This is a genomic window from Azospirillum sp. (assembly GCF_050789165.1).
In genome coordinates, this window is the sequence record NZ_JBOZRT010000011.1 from 20,948 (window position 1) to 41,871 (window position 20,924).

General features: G+C 71.3%; 13 protein-coding genes. 11 read left to right on the forward strand and 2 right to left on the reverse strand.

Translation table 11 applies throughout. The features are described 5' to 3' along the window. The first annotated feature begins 6 nt into the window (after positions 1–6). From ACRWK7_RS01915 to ACRWK7_RS01950, 8 genes are all read left to right on the forward strand, one after another. The gene (locus ACRWK7_RS01915) at positions 7–2,301 is read left to right on the forward strand and encodes a glycosyltransferase (protein WP_431854472.1); all 2,295 of its coding nucleotides are present in this window, start codon (positions 7–9) and stop codon (positions 2,299–2,301) included. Continuing rightward, entirely contained in the window at positions 2,298–3,131 is an 834-nt protein-coding gene (locus ACRWK7_RS01920) for a class I SAM-dependent methyltransferase (protein ID WP_431854473.1), read from the forward strand. Before ACRWK7_RS01915 ends, ACRWK7_RS01920 begins: the two co-directional genes overlap by 4 nt. Then, on the forward strand, positions 3,128–4,411 hold the full coding sequence (locus ACRWK7_RS01925) for a glycosyltransferase family 4 protein (RefSeq protein WP_431854474.1): 1,284 nt from the start codon (positions 3,128–3,130) through the stop codon (positions 4,409–4,411). Before ACRWK7_RS01920 ends, ACRWK7_RS01925 begins: the two co-directional genes overlap by 4 nt. After that, positions 4,411–6,594: a hypothetical protein gene (locus tag ACRWK7_RS01930; protein WP_431854475.1), complete on the forward strand. Its 2,184-nt coding sequence runs from the start codon at positions 4,411–4,413 to the stop codon at positions 6,592–6,594. The genes ACRWK7_RS01925 and ACRWK7_RS01930 overlap by 1 nt, the downstream gene beginning before the upstream one ends. After that, positions 6,591–7,913 (forward strand): glycosyltransferase family 4 protein, encoded by a 1,323-nt coding sequence (locus ACRWK7_RS01935; RefSeq protein WP_431854476.1) that lies wholly within the window; start codon positions 6,591–6,593, stop codon positions 7,911–7,913. The genes ACRWK7_RS01930 and ACRWK7_RS01935 overlap by 4 nt, the downstream gene beginning before the upstream one ends. Positions 7,914–8,212: 299 nt before the next feature. Next, positions 8,213–9,154, forward strand: coding sequence for a hypothetical protein (locus tag ACRWK7_RS01940; RefSeq protein WP_431854477.1), 942 nt, complete (start codon positions 8,213–8,215; stop codon positions 9,152–9,154). A gap of 18 nt (positions 9,155–9,172) precedes the next feature. Next, the gene (locus tag ACRWK7_RS01945; protein WP_431854478.1) at positions 9,173–10,360 is read left to right on the forward strand and encodes a polysaccharide pyruvyl transferase family protein; all 1,188 of its coding nucleotides are present in this window, start codon (positions 9,173–9,175) and stop codon (positions 10,358–10,360) included. A 2-nt stretch (positions 10,361–10,362) separates the two neighbouring features. Next, positions 10,363–11,052 (forward strand): hypothetical protein, encoded by a 690-nt coding sequence (locus ACRWK7_RS01950; protein ID WP_431854479.1) that lies wholly within the window; start codon positions 10,363–10,365, stop codon positions 11,050–11,052. Between the two features lie 118 nt (positions 11,053–11,170). On the opposite strand, the gene ACRWK7_RS01955 is transcribed toward ACRWK7_RS01950, so the two are convergent. Next, positions 11,171–11,854, reverse strand: coding sequence for an HD domain-containing protein (locus ACRWK7_RS01955; protein WP_431854480.1), 684 nt, complete (start codon positions 11,852–11,854; stop codon positions 11,171–11,173). Positions 11,855–11,943: 89 nt separating this feature from the next. Then, complete coding sequence (locus ACRWK7_RS01960) at positions 11,944–12,621, reverse strand: hypothetical protein (protein ID WP_431854481.1); 678 nt, start codon at positions 12,619–12,621, stop codon at positions 11,944–11,946. A gap of 250 nt (positions 12,622–12,871) precedes the next feature. On the opposite strand from ACRWK7_RS01960, the gene adhE reads away from it, so the two are divergent. The 3 genes from adhE (at position 12,872) to ACRWK7_RS01975 (ending at position 20,801) form a co-directional block, all read left to right on the forward strand. Beyond that, entirely contained in the window at positions 12,872–15,535 is a 2,664-nt protein-coding gene (gene adhE, locus ACRWK7_RS01965; RefSeq protein WP_431854482.1) for a bifunctional acetaldehyde-CoA/alcohol dehydrogenase, read from the forward strand. A 166-nt stretch (positions 15,536–15,701) separates the two neighbouring features. Further along, positions 15,702–16,460 (forward strand): phytochelatin synthase family protein, encoded by a 759-nt coding sequence (locus ACRWK7_RS01970; protein WP_431854483.1) that lies wholly within the window; start codon positions 15,702–15,704, stop codon positions 16,458–16,460. Positions 16,461–16,727: 267 nt separating this feature from the next. Next, positions 16,728–20,801, forward strand: a complete 4,074-nt coding sequence (locus ACRWK7_RS01975) for a Pls/PosA family non-ribosomal peptide synthetase (protein ID WP_431854484.1) — start codon at positions 16,728–16,730, stop codon at positions 20,799–20,801. Positions 20,802–20,924: the final 123 nt, after the last annotated feature.

Below are 20,924 nucleotides of genomic sequence, written 5' to 3' on the forward strand. Positions count from 1 at the left end.
GGCACCATGACCCAGATCGCAGTCCTTCGAAGCCCCGAGGCCGTGGCGGCCGCCAGCCTGCACGCCCTCGGCGGCGGCTTCCTGCTGGCGGTCTGGGAATCGCACGGCACCGACGCCCCCCATAATAATGTGGCTGGCCGGATCACCCCGTCGGTGAACGGCGGCACGGCACCGCTGCCCTACACCACGCTCACCGTCCGCACCTCCTGGGGCAGCCAGCGCAGCTACGCGGTGCTGCGGTGGCCGGGCGGGCGCGGCACGGCGGGCTTCCACGACCAGTCGGGCCACCTGCTGGCGGAGGCCCAGGCCGGCGCCGGCCTGCCCGACTTCGACCCGGCGCTGCTGCTGGGCGGCCTCGACGCCCCGGCGCGGCTGCGCGTCGCCCGCCTGATCCTCGATTTCTGCCGCTCGACCGGCGCGCTCAAGCAGGACGCCGGCTTCGTCGCGGCCTGCCGGCGCGTGGTGCACGAACTCTCCCCGCGCCCCTCCACGCTGGCCGCCACCGCGCTGCTCACCGACACGCTGCTGCTGTGCGAGGGCGGCCTGTCCGCCAGCTTCGGCGCGGTGCTCGGCGTCGTGGCGCTGACCGGCGACACGCTGTCCCCCGTCCCCGTCCCCGCCCACGTGGGCAACGCCCCCGATTCCCGCGGCCGGCTGACGCTGCATCTGGTGATCGAGCGCGCGTTGGCACGGCCGGAGACGCTGGTGGTGCTGATCGGCCGCAACGGCCTCGCCTGCCGCACGGTGACCGGCGCCACCGCCGCGCAGCCGACCCTGCTGGAGCATCTGGAGCAGCGCCGCGGCCTGCCCGCCGCCCTGCGCCAGCACCTCACCCGCTGCCTCGCCGAGCGCGGCCGCACCGAAGCGGCCGCCGGCGCCACCGCCTACGAGATGCAGGTGCTGCTGCCGCAGCCGAAGCGCCAACTCGCCGACCCAGACCGCCCGGTGGGCGCCGCGGTGGACGTGGCGGTGCCGACGCCGGACGGCGGCCTGTTCCTCGCCGGCTGGGTGCACGACCCGCATTCCCTCACCGCCGGCCTGACCGTCGTCTCCCCCTTCGGCGAGGAGCGGACGCTGGACGCCCTTCCGCACCGCTTCCCGCGCGAGGACGTGGCCAAGCTGTTCCGCACCGGCCCCGGCGAGATGCACGGCTTCGCCGCCTTCCTGCCCGGCGGGCCGGAGCCCGGCCCCTCGGTGCAGGTGCGCTGCGAACTGCGCCTGGGCGGCGGCGGGAAGATCGCCCTGGTGCCGCCGCCCAGCCCGTCCTCGGCCAAGGAGGCGTGCGCGCTGGTGCTCGGCAGCGTGCCGCCGGCCTTCGTCACCAACGAGGTGATCGAGACGGTGCTCGCCCCCGCGGTGGCGCCGCTGCACGCCGCCCACCTCGCGGCGCGCACCGCGCCGACGGCGATCCGCTTCGGCACGCTGCCGGAGCGCCCGGCGGTGTCGGTCATCATCCCGCTGTACCGGAACCTGGAGTTCCTGCGCTTCCAGCTCGGCGCCTTCGCCACCGATCCGGCGATGGCCGGGGCGGAGCTGATCTTCGTCCTCGACTCGCCCGAGCAGGCGAAGGAGGTCGAGCACGCGCTGCGCGGCCTGCACGGCCTGTACGGCCTGCCGATGCTGCTGCTGATCAACGGCGCCAACCACGGCTATTCCGCCGCCAACAACGCCGGCGTCGCGGTCGCCCGCGGCAAGACGCTGCTGTTCCTCAACTCCGACGTGGTGCCCGACCGACCCGGCTGGCTGCCGCAGCTCTCCGACGCGCTGGATGCCCGCCCGGCCACCGGCATGGTCGGCCCGAAGCTGCTGTTCGACGACGAGTCGCTGCAGCACGCCGGCCTGCTGTTCCAGCAGGACTTCGAGGGCCGCTGGTACAACCACCACTACTTCAAGGGCATGCCGCGCGACTTCGCGCCGGCCACCGTGGCGCGCGCCGTGCCGGGCGTCACCGGCGCCTGCCTGATGATGCCGAAGGCGCTGTTCGAGCGGGTCGGCGGCTTCACCGAGGACTACGTCATCGGCGACTACGAGGACTCCGACCTCTGCCTGAAGGTGCGCAGCGCGGGCCGCGAGATCCGCTACGTGCCCGAGGTCGAGCTGTACCACCTGGAGCGCCAGTCGATCACCCGCAACGCCGGCTACACCCGCGGCGTCGCCGCCCACTACAACCGCTGGCTCCACGCCGGCCGCTGGAGCGCGCTGATGAGCGACCTGATGTCCCGCGACTGGGCGGCGGACGACGCCGCGCCGACCCCGTCCTCCACCCCCGTCAAGCACAAGAAGCGGAAGGGCCGGCGATGAGCGCGCTCCCCTCGGGCAAGGTCGTCCTGCTGCGCGGCGCCCAGCGGAACACGCCGCCCATCGAGTGGCTGTGCGAACAGGTCGCCCGCAACCGCTTCATCCCCGTCCCGCCGTCCGAGCGCTGCTTCGTCGGCGACGGCGACTTCCGCGCCGTGGGCGCCGAGTTCCTCGGCCACTTCGTCCGCATCGGCGGGCTGAAGCCGACCGACCGGGTGCTGGAGATCGGCTGCGGCATCGGCCGCATGGCGCTGCCGCTGACGCAGTACCTGACCGGCGCCTACGATGGGCTGGACATCGTCGAGGACGGCATCGCCTGGTGTCGCGAAACGATCACGCCGGCCTATCCGGAGTTCCGCTTCCACCACATCGACGCCGCCAACGCGCTGTACAACCCCGACGGCCGGCTGGACGCGGCGCGCGCGGCGCTGCCGATGCGCACCGGCGTCTACGACTTCGTCATCCTGACCTCAGTTTTCACACACCTGCGGCAAGCCGAAACCGAGCATTACGTGGCGGAGATCGCCCGCGTGCTGCGCCCCGGCGGACGCTGCTTCGCCAGCCTGTTCCTGGTCGATCACGCCGCCCGCACCGCGCTGAAGGACGGCGCCACCCGTCCGGTCTTCGTGGACGGCCCCGGCCCGGAGTTCATCGCCGATCCGGACGCGCCGAACGGCGCGGTCGCGTACGACGAGGGCTTCTTCCTCGGCCTGTGCGCGGCCAACGGCTTGCGCCCGGCCGCGCCGGTCGTCCGCGGCGGCTGGAGCGGGCGGGAGAACGCCGAGAGCTACCAGGACCTTCTGGTGCTCGAAAAGACGGAGACGGTTCGATGAGCGCGCCCCGCGTTCTCTTCATCGCCCACAACCACCCGGCGCTGCACCCCGGCGGCACCGAGATCTTCGCGCACGACCTGTTCCGCGCGCTGAAGGCGGACGGCGTCCCGGCGCTGTTCCTCGCCTGCACCAACCAGACGCACCGCCAGCCGAAGCCCGGCACCAGCTTCCAGACCCTCGGCCGCAGCGCCGACGAGGTGATCCTCTGGGCCGGCCACTTCGACCATTTCTACCAGAGCCAGATCGACCTGCACGGCATCGTGCCGGACCTGTCGAACCTGCTGCGCTCCTTCAAGCCGGACGTCGTGCACGTGCACCACACGCTGCTGCTCGGCGTCGAGATGCTGTTCCTGATCCGCCGCGTGCTCCCCAAGGCGAAGATCGTCTACACGCTGCACGACTACTACCCGATCTGCGCCAACGACGGGCAGATGGTGACGCCGAAGACGCACGCGCTGTGCACCGGCGCCTCGCCCGACGCCTGCCACCGCTGCTTCCCCGAGCGCACGCCGGACAAGTTCGTGCTGCGCGAGAAGCACCTGAAGACCATGCTGGGCCTGGTCGACCGCTTCCTGTCGCCGAGCCGCTTCCTGCGCGAGCGCTACATCGCCTGGGGCCTGCCGGCCGATCGAATCGACGTCATGCCGAACGGCCGCCCGGAAACCGAGCGCGCCGCCCCGCGCGCGCTGGCTGAGGACAGCCGGCGCGACGTGCTGGGCTACTTCGGCAACCTCAGCCCCTACAAGGGCATCCGCGTGGCGCTCGCCGCCGCCAAGCGCTTGGTCGATGCCGGCGAGACCACCTTCCGGCTGGAGGTGCACGGCGGCGCCCCGTTCCAGACCGACGGCTTCAAGTCCGACGTGGAGACCGCCATCGACGCCTGCGGCGGCCGCGTCACCGCGCACGGCCCCTACCGGCGCGACGAGATGGCCGCCCTGCTCGGCCGCGTCGATTGGGTGCTGACCCCGTCGATCTGGTGGGAGAACGCGCCGCTGGTCATCCAGGAGGCGTTCCAGCAGGGCCGCCCGGTCATCTGCTCCGGCATCGGCGGCATGGCCGAGATGGTGCGCGACGGCGTGGACGGCCTGCACTTCCGCCCCGGCGACCCCGTGGACCTCGCCCGCGTGCTCCAGCGCGCGCTGAGCGAGCCCGGCCTGTGGGAGCGCCTCTCCTCCAACGTCCCCGCCGTGCCGACCATCGCCGAGGCGGCGCGCAAGCACCGCGCCCTCTACGACGTGCTGGCCGGCGTCCACACCGTTCTCGCCGAGAGAGCCTCCTGATGACCGACACCACCCTGCAGCCGGACCTCTCGGTCGCCGTGCTGATCGACGACGACACGTTGCTGCTGTTCGGCACCTGCGACCGCCCGGCGCTGGCCGGCGGCGGCGCCATCGCCAACGGCGAGCCGGCGGGCCGCTTCGACGCCCACTGCTGGCCGCGCGAGGACGGCGGCCACTGGCTGCTGGCCGCGCTGCGCGCCCCCGACGCCGGCCGCCTGCAGGCCGCCCGCGTCGCCGTGCAGGGCACGGACGGCGAGGCCCTCGTCCTGCCCCGCCTGCGCGCCGTCAAGGTCAACCCCTGGGGCCTGCTCTCGACCCTGAAGGAGGAGCACGCGGCGGCCATGCCGGCGGCGCTCGACTTCCTGCTGCGGGTGCTGGCGCCGGCCGAGGGGCAGCCGCTGTCGGCGCGCCTCGGCAAGTTCCTGTCGGCCTTCGTCGGCCACATCGCCCGGCCCGAAGGCTTCGCCGAGATCTTCGGCCGGCTGTCGGCCGGCAACGGCACCATGATCCAGGGCTGGTCCTCCTCGCTGGAGGCCGGCCGCGCTGAGCTGCTGGTCGAGACCGACGCCTGCCGCTTCTACCGCGCCGAGGTCGGCACCGTCCGCCGCCCCGACCTGCCGGAGACCGCCTGGGGCGTCGTCGCCGTGGTGCCGGCCGCCGAGGACGCGCCCGAGCAGATCCGCCGCATCTTCTACCGCGCCGGTGGGCGCTGGTGCGAGTTGGAGCTGTTCGCCGAGCGCACCCTGTTGCCCGACGGCGTGGCGCTCGCCCATCTGCGCGACCTGCTGCCGCGCCTGGGTGCCGACCCGGCCACCCTGCGCGCGCTGCGCCGCCGCATCACCGGGGTGTACGAAGGGCGCGAGACGGTGTCGCGCCTGGAGGTGCCGGTGTGCGCCGCGCTCGACCGCGCGGTGCGCGTGCCCGGCGTCGGCACGCTGGTCACCGGCTGGCTGCTCGACCCGCAGCGCAACGTCGCCTCGGTGATCCTGCACGGCCCCGCCTTCGAGGCGACCATCGACGGCGACTGGTTCCGCACCCAGCGCAAGGACGTCACCGAGGGCTTCCTGCACGACGGCCGCTTCGCCGGCCGCCTGCCCGCCGACCGCCACGACCACGGCTTCCTGGCCTTCGTGCCGGAGCCCGCCGGCCTGCCCGAGGACGCGTCCTTCCACCTGGAGATCGCGCTGACCGACGGCGGCTGCGCCTACCTGCCGGTGCATCCGGTGGCGCCGAACGCGGAGCTGATCCGGCACCTGCTCTGCCTGATCGACATCAACAACCCGGCCGCCGAGAGCCTGATCGAGCGCCACGTCGGCCCCATCGTCCAGGCCGCCGGCCGCATCTCCCCGGACGCGCCCGCCGCCCCGGTGTTCGCCATGGGCCGCACCGTGGCGACGCCCAACGTCTCGGTCATCCTGCCGGTCACCGACGGGCGCGAGGACGTCGACCTGCACCTCGCCCGCCTCGCCATCGACCCGGACTTCGCTCAGGCGGAGATCCTGGTGGCCGCCGCGGCCGGCAGCTCCGACCGCCTGGCGCTGACGCTGCGCCGCGCCGCGTCGTTCTACAAGCTGGCGGTCCGCCTCGTCCCCGCCCCGCAGGCGCACGACGCCTTCGAGGCGATGGCCGCCGCCCTGCCGCACGCCGCGGCGGAGCACGTGCTGCTGCTGTCCACCGCGGTGCTGCCGACCTCGCGCGGCTGGCTGTCCGAGCTGGCCCGCGCCGCCGCCGCGCACCGCAAGCCGGCGATGGTCAGCCCGACGCTGCTGTACGAGGACTTCTCGATCCGCTTCGCCGGCGTGCGCGTCGAGGGTGACCGCCCGGTCGCCCAGTTCGTCGGCTACCCGCGCGAGTGGCTGAAGGAGCGCCAGCCGGTCGCCGTTCCCGCCGCCACGGTGGACTGCGCGCTGCTGCCCAAGCGCCTGATCGCCGAGGCCGGCGGCCTGACCGCCGGCTTCGTCGGCGCCGAGTACAAGAGCGCCGACTTCTGCCTGCGCCTCGGCAAGGCCGGGCACACCTGCCTGTGGGTGCCCACCGTGGCGCTGGTCGCCGTGGACGAGCACGCCCGCACCGCCGCGCACGAGTACTGGCGCCAGACCGGCACCCTGATCGACCGCTGGGCCTTCGACCGTCACTGGGCCGTAAAGGCCGCCAACACCGACCTCCGGGTGAGCACGCGATGAGCAACAAAGACAAGAAGGTCCTGGTCATCAGCCACGGCCACCCGGCCTTCTCGCTGGGCGGCGCCGAGGTCGCGTCCTACAACCTGTTCCAAGGGCTGCACGACCTGCCGGGCTGGGAAAGCCACTACCTCGCGCGCACCGCGCCGCCGATCACCCCGCACGGCGGCTCGGCGCTGATGAGCCTGCGCCAGAAGGAGCGCGAGGTCCTTTTCTACGCCAACGACTACGATCACCTGCGCTGCTCGAACCGCAACCTGCCGGCGTTGGAGCAGGACTTCGTCCGCTTCGCCCGCGACCTGCAGCCGGACGTGGTGCACTTCCACCACTTCCTGGGCATGGGCGTCGAGAGCCTGCTGGCGCTGAAGCAGGCGCTTCCGCAAGTCCCCATCGTGGTGACCTTCCACGAGTACCTGTCGATCTGCCACCACCACGGCCAGATGGTGAAGACCAGCCGCAACGCGCTGTGCTACCGCGCCAGCCCGGCCGACTGCACCGGCTGCTTCCCGCACATCGGCGAGGCCGAGTTCTTCAAGCGCGAGCTGTTCCTCAAGACCTTCCTGGAACTGGCCGACTTCTACGTCTCCCCCAGCCACTTCCTGATCGACCGCTACGTCGATTGGGGCCTGCCGCGCGAGCGCTTCTCGATGATCGAGAACGGCCTGACCGTGGAGGAGGTGGTGCCGCCCCGCCCGCTGCCGCGCGGCGGCCGGCGCAACCGCTTCGCCTTCTTCGGCCAGCTCACCGAGTTCAAGGGCGCCCACGTGCTGGTCGAGGCGGTGTCGCGCGTGTCGGCCAAGGTGTGGGGCGAGGACAGCGCGCTGATGATCTTCGGCGGCAACCTGGAGCGCCAGCCCGAGGCCTACCAGAAGAAGTTCCTGGAGATCACCGAGAAGGCCGGCGAGCGCGTGCGCTTCTACGGCTCCTACCGCTCGGCCGAGCTGCCCGGCCTGATGAAGGACGTGGACTGGGTGGTGATGCCGTCGATCTGGTGGGAGAACTCCCCCGTCGTCATCCAGGAGGCGTTCCTGCACGGCCGGCCGATGATCACCAGCAACATCGGCGGCATGGCGGAGAAGATCACCCACGGCGTGGACGGCCTGCACTTCCGCAACGCCAGCGTCGAGGATCTGGTCGACCGCCTGACCGAGGTGCTGACCACCCCCGACCTGTGGGACCGCCTGCACATGCGCATCCGCCGCCCGATCGACCGGGTCGAGTGTGCCAAGCGCCACGTGGACATCTACGAGCGCCTGCTGTCGGCGCGCAGCAAGGCCGCGGCGCCGGCCACGCCGAAGCGCGCCGTGGCGCAGAAGGCGTGAGAATGTCCGCCGCATCCCCTCTCCCCCCCGGGGAGAGGGACAGGGTGAGGGGGTCCCGCGACTCCCGAACGTGCCGCCATGCGCGTCCCCCTCACCCAGCCCTCTCCCCGGGGGGGAGAGGGTTCCTCGCGCTCGCCCTGGCGCTCCTCCTTCTCATCGCCCTCCCCGCCCACGCCGCGCCCCTCGACATCGCCCCCGCCGGCGCGCCGCAGCCCGTCTTCACTTGGAAGACCGAGGCCTGCGAGCCCTGGGACGTTCCCGACGCCCCCGCCCGCGCGTGGCGCGGCGCCGACGGCGCGGTGCACCTCCTGGCAAGCCACCACCGCGCCCGGCTGATGTCCGGCCCCACCCTGGACAGCCTGCGCCACGAGTGCCGCGTCGTCTTCGAGGCCGCGCACGACCCCGCGCCGGAACACGTCAACGACCGCGGCTGGCTGGTCTCCCCCTACACGCTGGACGGCCGGACCATCCACGCCCTGGTGCACAACGAGTTCCACGGCCACACGCGCCCGGCCCTGTGCCCCAGCAAGCGCTACGCGTCCTGCTGGTGGAACTCGATCACCGCCACGGTGTCCACCGACGGCGGCCGGAGCTTCGGCCCGCCGCGTTTCGTCGCCGGCCTGCCCTACCCCTACCAGGGCGACCTCGGCCACCGCGCCGGCCTGTTCAGCCCCAGCTCCATCGTCGCCCGCGACGGCTGGTACTACGCCATGCTGTTCGCCGAAGGCTTCGGCGCCCAGAAGCGCGGCGTCTGCGTCATGCGCACCCGCGACCTCGCCGACCCGGCCTCCTGGCGCGCCTGGGACGGCGCCGGGTTCACCGTCGCCTTCACCCAGGACACCGACACCCCGGAGCGGCACGTCTGCGCCCCGCTGCCGCGGCTGTTCGGCACGGTGACCAGCCTCGTCCGCCACCGCCCCTCCGGCCTGTACGTCGCCCTCATGCAGGGCGGCAAGCCCGGCGGCGTCTGGGCCGCCACCTCCCCCGACCTGACGACCTGGTCGGAACCGCGCCTGGTGTGGCAGGCGCCCGCCGCCTTCGCCCCCGACTGCGGCCAGCGATACGCCTACGACTACCCGTCGTTGCTCGACCCCTCCAGTCCTTCGCGCAACTTCGAGGACATCGGTGAGACCGCCTTTCTTTACCTCACCCGTCTCGCGCTCAACGGCTGTAAGCCGGGCACCGAGCGCGACCTTGTCCGGCTGCCGGTGACGATCCGGCAGGCCCCATCCAGTCACTAAGAGTTCAGGGAGGCATCCTTGTCCAAGATCCTCGTCATGATCCCGTCCGGCGAAGTCTACGACCACGACTGCGTGCGTTGGTACGAGTACGCCAACATCCAGGCCAGCATCGACCACTACCACAACATCGGCGACGCCTTCGTCTACGACAGCTCGCTGAAGCTGCTGAAGTTCGACAAGCTCGACGTGCTGGAGATCCGCACGTTCGATCAGGCCGAGGTGGACCGGGTCAACGCGGAGTACGACTTCGTCTTCCTGCGCGGCTCCAACTACATCAACAGCGAGATGCGCTGGCCGGCCGCGACCGAGCAGGTGCTGTCCAAGCTGAAGATCCCTGTGCTGGCCTTCGGCGTCGGCGCCCAGGCGCCGGTGACCGGCAAGCTCCAGCTCTCCGAGGAGAGCAAGCGCATGTGGCGCCTGATCGCCGAGAAGTCGGTGACGCTCGGCGTGCGCGGCGCCTACACGGCGGAGGCGATGTGGGACATCGGCATCCGCAACACCCGCATCGTCGGTTGCCCGACCGCCTTCCGCGGCCTGAACCCCGACCTGCGCATCGACCTGCCGCCGCTGGAGCGCATCAAGAAGGTCGGCGTCACCATGCGCCGCGAGGTCTCCAAGGCCTACGCCCGCGACGTCCAGGTGTACCTCACCAAGCACCGCCAGATGGTGAAGGACCTCGCCGCCCGCTTCGACACCGTGCTGATGATGCAGGGCGAGGTCGAGGAGAAGAAGCTGCTCTGGGGCACCGAGGAGCAGAAGGCCGAGGCCTGGGAGGCGCTGCACAAGCAGGAATGGCTGAAGAACTGGTACTTCGACGCCGAGATGGACGAGCTGTACCGCACCCGCCTGTGGTACTCGGACGTCGTCGCCGACTACGAGAGCCTCGTGCGCTCGAAGGACATGGTGCTCGGCTACCGCCTGCACGGCAACCTGATGGCGCTCTCCAACGGCGTGCCGTCGGTGTACTTCAGCTACGACAGCCGCACCGCCGAGTTCGCCGAGACCTTCGGCATCCCCTGCTACGACGTCTTCTCCGAGAAGCCGTTCGTGCTTGAGGAGTACTGGGACCAGTCGCTGTTCGAGCGGTTCAACCAGCGCTTCTACACGCGCTACCGCGACATGCGCGAGTTCCTGGACGAGAACGGCATCGCCCACCGCATGCCGGAAGTCACCGCGAAGCCGCGCGCCCAGAAGCAGGCGGCCTGACCATGAGCGCCGCCACCGCTCCCCAGCTCGAAGGCCGTCTGGACGCGGTGGCGGGCCGCCGCGTCTACGGTTGGGCGTGGAACCGCTCCGCGCCCGACGAGCCGCTGGTCATCGAGGTGCGCTTCGACGGCGTCGACGCGCCGCTGGCCACCGTCACCGCCGACCAGCCGCGCGAGGACCTCGCCGGCGCCGGCATCGGCAGCCACGCCTTCGAGGCGGAGGTCGAGCTTCCCCCCGGCGCCGACCCGGCCCGGCTCGTCGTCGTCGCAAAGCCGCCCTCCGGCGGTGCCGAGCTGACGATGCGTCCGCGCAGCGAGACCGAACGCCTGCTGGAGGAGACGGTCACCCCGCACCTGACCCGCCTCGGCGCCGAACTGGACTCGCTGCGCGGCGGCCTCGGCCGGGCGCTGCGCGACCTGGCGGCCCGGATGCCGGCCAACGACGCCGGGGCGTCGGAGGCGCTGGCCTCGCGCCTGGACGCGCTGTCCGACGCCCAGCGCACGCTGGACGAGCGTGTGGCCGGGCTGGAGGTGTTCCTGATGCGCCTCGACGGCTCGCTGTGGGCGCTCGCCGACGAGGCGAAGAAGCGCAGCACCGGCACCGCCGACCGCCCCCTGCGGCTGGCCGTGGCGGGGCTCGGCGGCGCGGTCGCCGTGATGGCCGTGCTGATGCTGGCGCGGGTGTTCTCTTAAGCCCCTCTCCCTCGACGGGAGAGGGGTTGGGGAGAGGGTGGCGCACGTACTTTTTGCGCGCTGCCGCGCGCCACTCCCCCTCTCCCCAACCCCTCCCCCTCAAGGGGGGAGGGGCTTCTCACGCCATCCCGGCGATCTCATCCAGCAGCTGCGCGCGGAAGGTCAGCAGAAATTCCGCGCGCTCCTGCGCCCGCCGCCGCCCGGCGGCGGTCTGCATGGTCGCCGGCAGGCGCAGCAGCTTGGCCTCGAAATGGTCGAGCGCGTATTGCAGGTCGTCGAGCGGCCGGTCTTCCGCCAGCGGATCGTCGCCGTGGAACAGCGCCCGCTTCATCAGCCCCGAGGTCGCGAAGCAGCGCGCGATGCCGATGGCGCCCAGGCTCTCCAGCCGGTCGGCGTCCTGCACCAGCCGCGCCTCCACCGTCCGCGGCGCGATGCCGGCGGAATAGCTGTGCGCCTCGATGGCGTGCCGCACGGCGGGCAGCAGCCCCACCGGGAAGCGCAGGGCGCGCAGCACCTCCTCCGCCCGCACGGCCGACAGGCGCGAGGCGCGGCTGCGGTCGGGGTGGTCCTTCGGCACGTTGACCACGTCGTGCAGCAGGCTGGCGCCCAGCACCACCAGCAGGTCGGCCGGCGCCGCTCCCGACGCCTGCGCCTCTTCCGCCGCGAGGCCGCGCGCGGTGCGCCAGACGCGCATCAGGTGGTGCACGTCGTGCGCCGGGTCCTCGGCGACGTTGGCCCGCAGCCAGCCGGCGATGGTGGTTTCCCAGGCGGCAACGTCGCTCAGCACCAGATCCTTGGGCATCGGCAGAGGTCCTCAATAGTCGGACCTTTCAATATGGGAACGAATCCCGCGCCTGTCCCGCAACCTTCCGGAGTTTCCCCGAAATCGCCTCACCCCAGCCGACGGGAGGTCACCGGCTCCAGCCCGCCGCGCCATTCGGCGATCTCCGCCTCGACGCGCTCCACCGCGCGCTGGTCGCGGAAGCGCTTGACCGCCCGGTTGTTGTCGCCGCGCATCTGCATGGCCTGCAGCCGCTCCGCCACCTCCGGCTCGGAGGCGACGGCCTGACGCCAGCGCTCCATGCGGATCGCCACCACCGCATCGACCATCGACTGCGCCGCCAGCCGGCCGCCCATCTTGACCGCCGCCGGGGCGAGGCGCGTCGCCGCGGCCTGCGCCACCTCCTCCGGGATGCGCGGGAACACGCCGCGCACCGCGTCGGCCAGCGAGCGCTTGAGGTCCTCGCCGCGCTTGCGCCCCTCCGCCGCCGGGCCGACCGAGGCGCGGGCCTGCTTGGCCGCGTGCCACGCCAGCACCGCGTCGCCAATCGCCTTGGCGTCGGCGTCCATGCTCACGCCGCCGTCCGTCTCCGTCGCCAGACCCAGCTTGAGCAGCGAAGCCAGCGAGCGTTCCCGCAGCGGATCGCCGGCCAGCAGCCGGTCGCGCCCGACGCCGTCCGCCGCCAGCAGGATGCGCAGCAGGTCGAGGTCGCTGCGCGTCCAGCGCCGCGACGCGACCAGACGGTCGGCGCGCTCGCGCAGAGGATCGGGCAGGCGGTCTTCGGACATGCGGGTCTCCTCGGGAATGAATGCGGCTGCGTTCTAGACCGGTTTCGGGGCCGGCGGAAAGCCCCTTCATGGCCGCACGCCGCCGCCACGCCGCAAAAGAAACAAAGGGGCGAATACTTGCATCAATTTGCATATACCGGCGCAATGGAGGTAACCGCCGACGCCTTTAATTCGCCATTAACCACGATCTGCGACCTCTGGCGCACACGAGACATTCCCGCGCCGTCACGGCACCGCAGAGAGAGCCGTCATGCCCGTCACCACCCTCACCGAACTGAACGCCCTCGTCGCCCGGGTCAAGGAGGCGCAGCGCGCCTATGCCGAGTTCCCGCAGGAGACGGTCGATCTGATCTTCCGGCAGGCGGCGCTGGCCGCCGCGAACGCCCGCATCCCGCTCGCCAAGCTGGCGGTTGCGGAGACGCGCATGGGCGTCATGGAAGACAAGGTCATCAAGAACCACTTCGCGTCCGAGTACATCTACAACGCCTACAAGGACGACAAGACCTGCGGCGTCCTGTCGGAGGACCGCGAGGCCGGCATCGTCACCATCGCCGAGCCGGTCGGCCTGATCTGCGCCATCGTCCCCACCACCAACCCGACCTCCACCGCCATCTTCAAGGCCCTCATCAGCCTCAAGACGCGCAACGGCATCGTCTTCTCGCCGCACCCGCGCGCCCGCAAGGCCACCTGCGAGGCCGCCCGCATCGTGCTGGAGGCCGCCGTCGCCGCCGGCGCCCCGGCGGACATCATCGGCTGGATCGACGAGCCCTCGCTGGAGCTCTCCAACGCCGTCATGCACCACCCGGACATCAGCCTGATCCTCGCCACCGGCGGCCCGGGCATGGTCAAGGCCGCCTACTCCTCGGGCAAGCCGGCCATCGGCGTGGGTGCGGGCAACACCCCGGCGGTGATCGACGAGTTCGCCGACATCAAGCGCGCCGTCGCCTCCATCCTCATGTCCAAGACCTTCGACAACGGGGTGGTCTGCGCGTCCGAGCAGTCGGCCATCGTCGTGGACAGCGTGTACGAGGCCGTGCGCGACCGCTTCGCCCACCATGGCGGCCACATCCTCAGCGCCAAGGAAGCGGATGCCGTCCGCAAGGTGCTGCTGGTGGACGGCCACCTCAACGCCGACATCGTCGGCCAGTCGGCGCTGACCATCGCCGCCATGGCCGGCATCGCCGTGCCCGCCGCCACCAAGGTGCTGATCGCCGAGGTCGAGGCGGTGTCGGACGACGAGCCCTTCGCCCACGAGAAGCTCTCCCCCACGCTGGCCCTCTACCGCGCCAGGGACTTCGCGCACGCCTGCGACACGGCGGCGGCGCTGGTGGCGCTGGGCGGCATCGGCCACACCTCGGCGCTCTACACCGACCAGGACCAGCAGACCGAGCGGCTGCGGATCTTCGGCGAGCGCATGAAGACCGCGCGCATCCTGATCAACACGCCGTCCAGCCAGGGCGGCATCGGCGACCTCTACAACTTCCGCCTGGCGCCGTCGCTGACGCTGGGCTGCGGCTCGTGGGGCGGCAACTCGATCTCCGAGAACGTCGGGCCGCAGCACCTGCTGAACCGCAAGACGCTGGCCAAGCGGGCCGAGAACATGCTCTGGCACAAGCTGCCCAAGTCGATCTACTTCCGCCGCGGCTGCCTGCCCTTCGCGCTGGAGGAACTGCGCGGCAAGAAGCGCTGCCTGATCGTCACCGACCGCTTCCTGTTCGAGAACGGCCACGTGTCGGAGACGGTGCGCATCCTCAAGGCCCTCGGCCTGGAGGTCGAGACCTTCTTCGAGGTCGCCGCCGACCCGACGCTGGCGGTGGTGCGCAAGGGGCTGGCGCTGGCCAACGCCTTCCAGCCCGACGTGATCCTGGCGCTGGGCGGCGGCTCGCCGATGGACGCGGCAAAGATCATGTGGGTGATGTACGAGGCGCCCGACGTGGCCTTCGAGGACCTGGCGCTGCGCTTCATGGACATCCGCAAGCGCATCTACCGCTTCCCCCGGCTGGGCGTGAAGGCGACGTTCGTGGCGGTGCCGACCACCTCGGGCACCGGCTCGGAGGTGACGCCGTTCGCGGTGGTGACCGACGAGCGCACCGGCATCAAGTACCCGATCGCCGATTACGAGCTGACGCCGACCCTGGCGATCGTGGACGCCAATCTGGTGATGGACATGCCGAAGGGCCTGACGGCGGCCGGCGGCATCGACGCGGTGACGCACGCGCTGGAGGCGTACGTCTCGGTGGTGGCCAACGAGTACACCGACGGGCAGGCGCTGCAGGCGCTGAAGCTGCTGAAGGAGAACCTGCCCTCGGCCTACGCCAACGGGGCGAAGGACCCGAAGGCGCGCGAGCTGGTGCACAACGCGGCGACGATGGCCGGCATCGCCTTCGCCAACGCTTTCCTCGGCGTGTGCCACTCGATGGCGCACAAGCTGGGGGCGGAGTTCCACCTGCCGCACGGGGTGGCCAACGCGCTGCTGATCGCCAACGTGATCCGCTACAACGCGGCGGACATCCCGACCAAGCAGACGGCGTTCAGCCAGTACGACCGGCCGAAGAGCGTGGCCCGCTACGCCGAGATCGCGCGGCACCTGAGCCTGGGCGGCAGCCGCGACCACGAGCGGGTGGAGCTGCTGGTCGCCTGGGTGGAGGAGTTGAAGCGGGCGCTGGACATCCCCGCCTCGATCCAGGCGGCGGGGGTGCCGGAGGAGGCGTTCCTGGCCAAGGTCGACCTGATCGCCGAGGCCGCCTTCGACGACCAGTGCACCGGCGCCAACCCGCGCTTCCCGCTCGTCGCCGAGCTCAGGCGCATCCTCCTCGACAGCTACTACGGGCGGGCGTACGCCGAGGACGCCGACGCCCAGGCCGAGCCGGTCAAGGGCCGCAAGAAGGGGGTGGCGCTGGTGCATTCGCGTTAACCAGCCCCGCACGCGGTCGCCGACAGAGGGCCGGAAGCACCCCGCTTCCGGCCTTTTCTTTGCGGGCGCCTCGCATCAAAGTGATCGCCGCGCTGTTGACACCAAGGTGGCGGAATCCGATCTGCGCACAGCGGACGACGAACCACGGAAGGACGGGCGCACAGGCATGTTCAGGATCAGGACGCTGGTGTTCGCCGCGGTCGGGACCGTCTCCCTGGCGGTCTTCGCGCAGGTGCCGACGCACCTGCAGGAGGCGAAGCCGAAGTTCGGCCCCGACGCCATCCCGATCACCCTGGCGAACGACTACGTACGCACCCACGACGCGCCCGACTATTGGGCGCTTGCCCCCTACTACGTGCATCAGAACACCGGCAGCGCCTGCTCGGTCGCCAGCGTGGCGATGATGCTGAACGCGCTGCGCGGCCTGCCCAATGCCGCCACCGAACGGCTGGTCACGCAGAAGAGCCTGCTGGAGGAGGTCGGCGACGACGCCTGGAAGACGGCGGTCGCCGAGGACGGTGAGGGCATCAGCTTCACCGACCTGGAGGTGTACGTGCGCCGCGCGCTCAAGGCGTACGGCATCAGGGCGGACGTCGAGGTGTTCCGTCCGCGCGACGAGTCGCCAGCAACACTGGCGCAACTGCGCCGGATCCTCGCCGAGAACGAGCGCAGCGCCGAGGACATCATCCTGCTGGCCTTCGACCAGGGAACGCTGACCGGCGACGCCACGGTCGGCCACATCGCGCCGCTGGGCGCGTACGACGCCGCCAGCCGCCGCGTGCTGGTCATGGACGTGGACCGCGCGTGGTACGTCCCCTACTGGTCCAGCGACGAAAAGCTGCTGCGGGCCATGCTCAAGCCCGACCGCGCCGACCCCGAGGGCAGCGGCCTGATCCGCGTGCGCATCCGCCACCATTCGGGCTGAGCATTACCCCTTCCGTTCGTCATAGCCGCCATGCGAAGGGAGAAGCCCCGTCCTCCGGACCGGGCCCCGCCCGCCCCGCGGCCAACGGGCGTGACGATAAAGGCACAGAGTGCCCAAGATTCGAACTTTCGCGGGCATCTCAACATTTCATTAACCAACAACCACATACAACGGAAGTGCGGCATCCAGCCGCCTTCAGCTCTATGCCGCCACAGGTCATATGTCCGGGCGGCGGCGCGCTGAACACCACCGATGAAGGTTGGCAGCGTGACCTTGTCGAGCACCTTTACTGCCGTCTCCGAGACCTCCCCGGCCCCCGCCTTCCGCTCCGTCTCCCCATCCCGTCCCGGCGTCCTGCGCGGCTCCGCCGACGCCTCGCTGCTGCGCGACGAGCTGCTGCCCGAGATCTTCGCCGCCAGCGCCGCCGCCCATCCGGAGCGCACGGCGATCGTCTTCGAGGGCCGCCGGGTCAGCTACGGCGAGTTGGAGCGGCGCGCCAACCGGGTCGCGCACGCGCTGCGCGCCCGCGGGATCGGCCGCGGCTCGTTCGTCGGCCTGTGGATGGCGCGCTCGCTGGACCTGCACGTGGCACTGCTCGGCATCCTGAAGGCCGGCGCCGCATACCTGCCCTTCGACGCCGACGCCCCGGCCGACCGCGTCGCCGTCAGCCTCGCCGACTGCAACGCCGCCGCCATCCTGGTGGACGTGGCCACCGGCTCGAAGGCGGCGGAGCTGGGCGTCGAGGCGCTGTACCTCTACGACCTGACCGCCGGCGCCGACCTGCCGGAAAACACCAGCACGCCCGACCTGCGCGCCGACGGCGTCACGCAGGGCGACCCGGCCTACGCCATCTACACCTCGGGCTCGACCGGCAAGCCCAAGGGCATCGTCATCTCCCACCGCAACATCTGCCACTACCTGCGCGCCGCCAACACGGTGTACGGCCTGACCGCCGACGACGTGGTGTTCCAGGGCGCCTCGGTTGCCTTCGACCTGTCGCTGGAGGAGATCTTCGTCCCGTACCTGGTCGGCGCCACGCTGTGGGTGGCCAGCCGCCAGGTGCTGGATTCCGCCGACCGCCTCGCCGACGTGCTGACCGAGGCCGGGGTGACGGTGCTGGACACCGTGCCGACGCTGCTCGCCATGCTGCCGAAGGACGTGCCCAGCCTGCGCGTCATCATCCTCGGCGGCGAGGCCTGCCCGCCCTCGGTGGCGGCGCGCTGGTGCCGCCCCGGGCGCACGATCTTCAACAGCTACGGGCCGACCGAGGCGACGGTGGTCGCCACCGTGGCCGAGGTGCGGCCGGACAGCCCGGTCACCATCGGCCGGCCGATCCCCAACTACACCGGATACGTCGTCGACGAGGCCCTCTCGCTGGTCGGCCCCGGCACCCAGGGCGAGCTGCTGATCGGCGGCCCCGGCGTGGCGCAGGGCTATCTCGGCCGTCCCAACCTGACCGCGGAGAAGTTCATCCCCAACCCTTTTCCGGGCGACGGCAGCGATCCGGTGCTGTACCGCTCGGGCGACGCGGTCAGCGTCGATGACGCCGGCAACCTGCTGTTCCATGGCCGCATCGACGATCAGGTGAAGATCCGCGGCTTCCGGCTGGAACTGGGCGAGATCGAGGCGGCGCTGACCGACATCGCGCACGTCGCCCAGGCCACCGTGGTGCTGCGCACCGACAACGGCCTCGACCGCCTCGTCGCCTTCCTGGTGCCGCAGGCGGGGGCCGCGCTCGACCGCGCCGTGCTGCGCGACACGCTGCGCGCCCGGCTGCCCGCCTACATGGTGCCCGCCCACTTCGAGGTGGTGGAGTCCTTGCCCCGCCTCTCCTCCGGCAAGGCCGACCGCAAGACGCTGCGCACCGCCGAGCTGACCCAGGACGCCGGCGCCGGCGCCCAGGAGGAGCCGCGCACCCCCACCGAGGCGACGCTGCTGGAGGCCGCCAAGCGCGTCTTCCCCGGCCAGACGATCCCGCTGGAGGCCGACTTCTTCCTCGACCTCGGCGGCCACTCGCTGCTGGCGGCGCAGTTCCTGTCGCACGTGCGCGCCACCGCGCACCTGGAGGGCCTGACCTTCCAGGACGTCTACGGCGCCCGCACCATCCGCGCCATGGCGGAGAAGATGGACGCCCGCGCGGGATCCGTCCGGCGCGACCAGTCCTTCACCCCGCCGCCGCTGCTCCGCCGCATGCTGTGCGGCGCGGCGCAGGCCGCGGCGCTGCCCGTCATCCTGGCGCTGATGACGGCGCAGTGGCTGGGCGTTTTCGTCAGCTACATGCTGCTGTCCGGCGAGGACGCGACCTTCCTGCAGGAGGTCATGACCCTGGTCGGCGTCTACATGGGCATCAACGTCGCCACGGTGGCGATCGCGATCGCCGCGAAGTGGCTGATCATCGGCCGCACCAAGCCCGGCCGCTATCCGCTGTGGGGCGTCTACTATTACCGCTGGTGGCTGGTGCAGCGCTTCATCAGCCTCGTCCACCTGAAGTGGTTCCACGGCTCGCCGCTGATGCGCGTGCTGCTGCGGGCGCTGGGCGCCAAGGTCGGCAAGGACGCGCTGGTCGGCGAGTTCGAGTCCGGCGCCATCGACCTCGTCACCATCGGCGCCGGCGCGTCGATCGGCGATAAGGTGAAGCTGGCCAACGCCGAGGTGATCGGCAACGAGCTGGTCATCGGCACGGTGGAGATCGGCGCGGACGCCTACGTCGGCACCTCCTGCGTCATCGGCCACGGCGCGGTGGTCGCCGACGGCACCGAGCTGGCCGACCTGACCGCCCTGCCGGCGCACGCCCGCACCGGCGCCTACGAGGTGTGGGACGGCTCCCCGGCCCGCAAGACCGGCGTGGTGGCGCGCGACGAGCTGCCGGAACCGCCGAGCGCCGGCCCGGTGACCAAGGCCCTGCAGGCGGCGATCTACACGCTGGCCGTGCTGGCGCTGCCGCCGGTCAGCCTGATCCCGATCTTCCCGGCCTTCTACCTGTTCGACAAGCTGGACAGCGTGCTGGGCGACGTCCTGCGCGTCAGCTACCTGACCTACCTGCCGGTGATCGCGTGGCCGACGGCCATGGCGATGGTCACGGTGACGGTGCTGCTGATCGCCGCCCTGCGCTGGACCCTTCTGCCGCGGGTCAAGGCCGGCAGCTACTCGGTGCACAGCTGGTTCTACGTGCGCAAGTGGATCATCGCGCTGTCCACCGAAGTGATGCTGGAGACGCTCAGCTCCCTCTACGCCACCGTCTACATGCGGGCGTGGTACCGGCTGATGGGCGCCAGGATCGGCAAGGGCGCTGAGATCTCCGCCAACCTCGCCGGGCGCTACGACCTCGTCGAGATCGGCGAGAAGTGCTTCATCGCCGACGAGGTGGTGCTGGGCGACGAGGAGATCCGCCGCGGCTGGATGACCCTCAAGCCGGTCAAGACCGAGGACCGCGTCTTCGTCGGCAACGACGCCGTGGTGCCGGCCGGCGCGGTGATCCCCACCGGCTCGCTGATCGGCATCAAGTCGAAGCCGCCCGCCAACGAGGAGATGAACCCCGGCTGCACGTGGTTCGGCAGCCCGCCGATCAAGCTGCCGGTGCGCCAGAAGTTCGATATCTCCTCCAACTGGACCTACGAGCCCCCGCTGGGCCGCCGCATCGGCCGCGCCGTGTTCGAGGCGTTCAGCCTGTCGATGCCGACCGCGCTGTTCATCACCTTCGGCACGCTGGCGGTGGAGGTGCTGGCCCCGTCGATCCTGGCGGCGGACTACGCCACCTTCCTGAAGCTGTTCGTCGCGGCCAGCGTCGCCATCCCGGCGGCCATGGTGGCGGTGGTCATCCTGGTGAAGTGGGCGCTGATGGGCCGCTACACGCCGACCATGAAGCCGATGTGGTCGTGGTGGGCCATGAAGACCGAGGCGGTGGCGGTGCTGTACTGGGGCCTAGCGGGCAAGGTGCTGCTCGACCACCTGCGCGGCACGCCGATGCTGCCCTGGGTGCTGCGCCTGTTCGGCACCAAGTTCGGCAAGGGCGTCTTCATGGACACCACCGACCTGACCGAGTTCGACTGCGTCGAGGTCGGCGACTACGTGGCGCTCAACGCCCTGTCGGCCCTGCAGACGCACCTCTACGAGGACCGCGTGATGAAGGTCGGCCGCGTGGTGGTGGGCGACGGCGTGACGGTCGGGGCCGGCGGCACGGTGCTCTACGACACCCACATCGGCGACTGGGCGCGCCTCGGGCCGCTGACCCTGGTGATGAAGGGCGAGAGCATCCCCGCCCACACCGAATGGGTCGGCGCCCCCGCCGAACAGGCGGCGGACCCGTCGGCCAAGGCGGAGACGTTCCGGGCGGCGGCTTAGGTCTTCGCACCGGCCCCCCACCCAACCCTCCCCCACTGCGCGGGGGAGGGCTTTTTTTACTCCTTCCCCCGCGCAGTGGGGGAGGGTTGGGATGGGGGTCCGACGCGCGGCCTTGCCAAACCA

Coding starts and splice junctions, on each gene's coding strand:
- ACRWK7_RS01915 (WP_431854472.1), top strand. CDS start 7: ATGACCCAGATCGCAGTCCTTCGAAGCCCCGAGGCCGTGGCGGCCGCC.
- ACRWK7_RS01920 (WP_431854473.1), top strand. CDS start 2,298: ATGAGCGCGCTCCCCTCGGGCAAGGTCGTCCTGCTGCGCGGCGCCCAG.
- ACRWK7_RS01925 (WP_431854474.1), top strand. CDS start 3,128: ATGAGCGCGCCCCGCGTTCTCTTCATCGCCCACAACCACCCGGCGCTG.
- ACRWK7_RS01930 (WP_431854475.1), top strand. CDS start 4,411: ATGACCGACACCACCCTGCAGCCGGACCTCTCGGTCGCCGTGCTGATC.
- ACRWK7_RS01935 (WP_431854476.1), top strand. CDS start 6,591: ATGAGCAACAAAGACAAGAAGGTCCTGGTCATCAGCCACGGCCACCCG.
- ACRWK7_RS01950 (WP_431854479.1), top strand. CDS start 10,363: ATGAGCGCCGCCACCGCTCCCCAGCTCGAAGGCCGTCTGGACGCGGTG.
- ACRWK7_RS01955 (WP_431854480.1), bottom strand. CDS start 11,854: ATGCCCAAGGATCTGGTGCTGAGCGACGTTGCCGCCTGGGAAACCACC.
- ACRWK7_RS01960 (WP_431854481.1), bottom strand. CDS start 12,621: ATGTCCGAAGACCGCCTGCCCGATCCTCTGCGCGAGCGCGCCGACCGT.
- adhE (WP_431854482.1), top strand. CDS start 12,872: ATGCCCGTCACCACCCTCACCGAACTGAACGCCCTCGTCGCCCGGGTC.
- ACRWK7_RS01970 (WP_431854483.1), top strand. CDS start 15,702: ATGTTCAGGATCAGGACGCTGGTGTTCGCCGCGGTCGGGACCGTCTCC.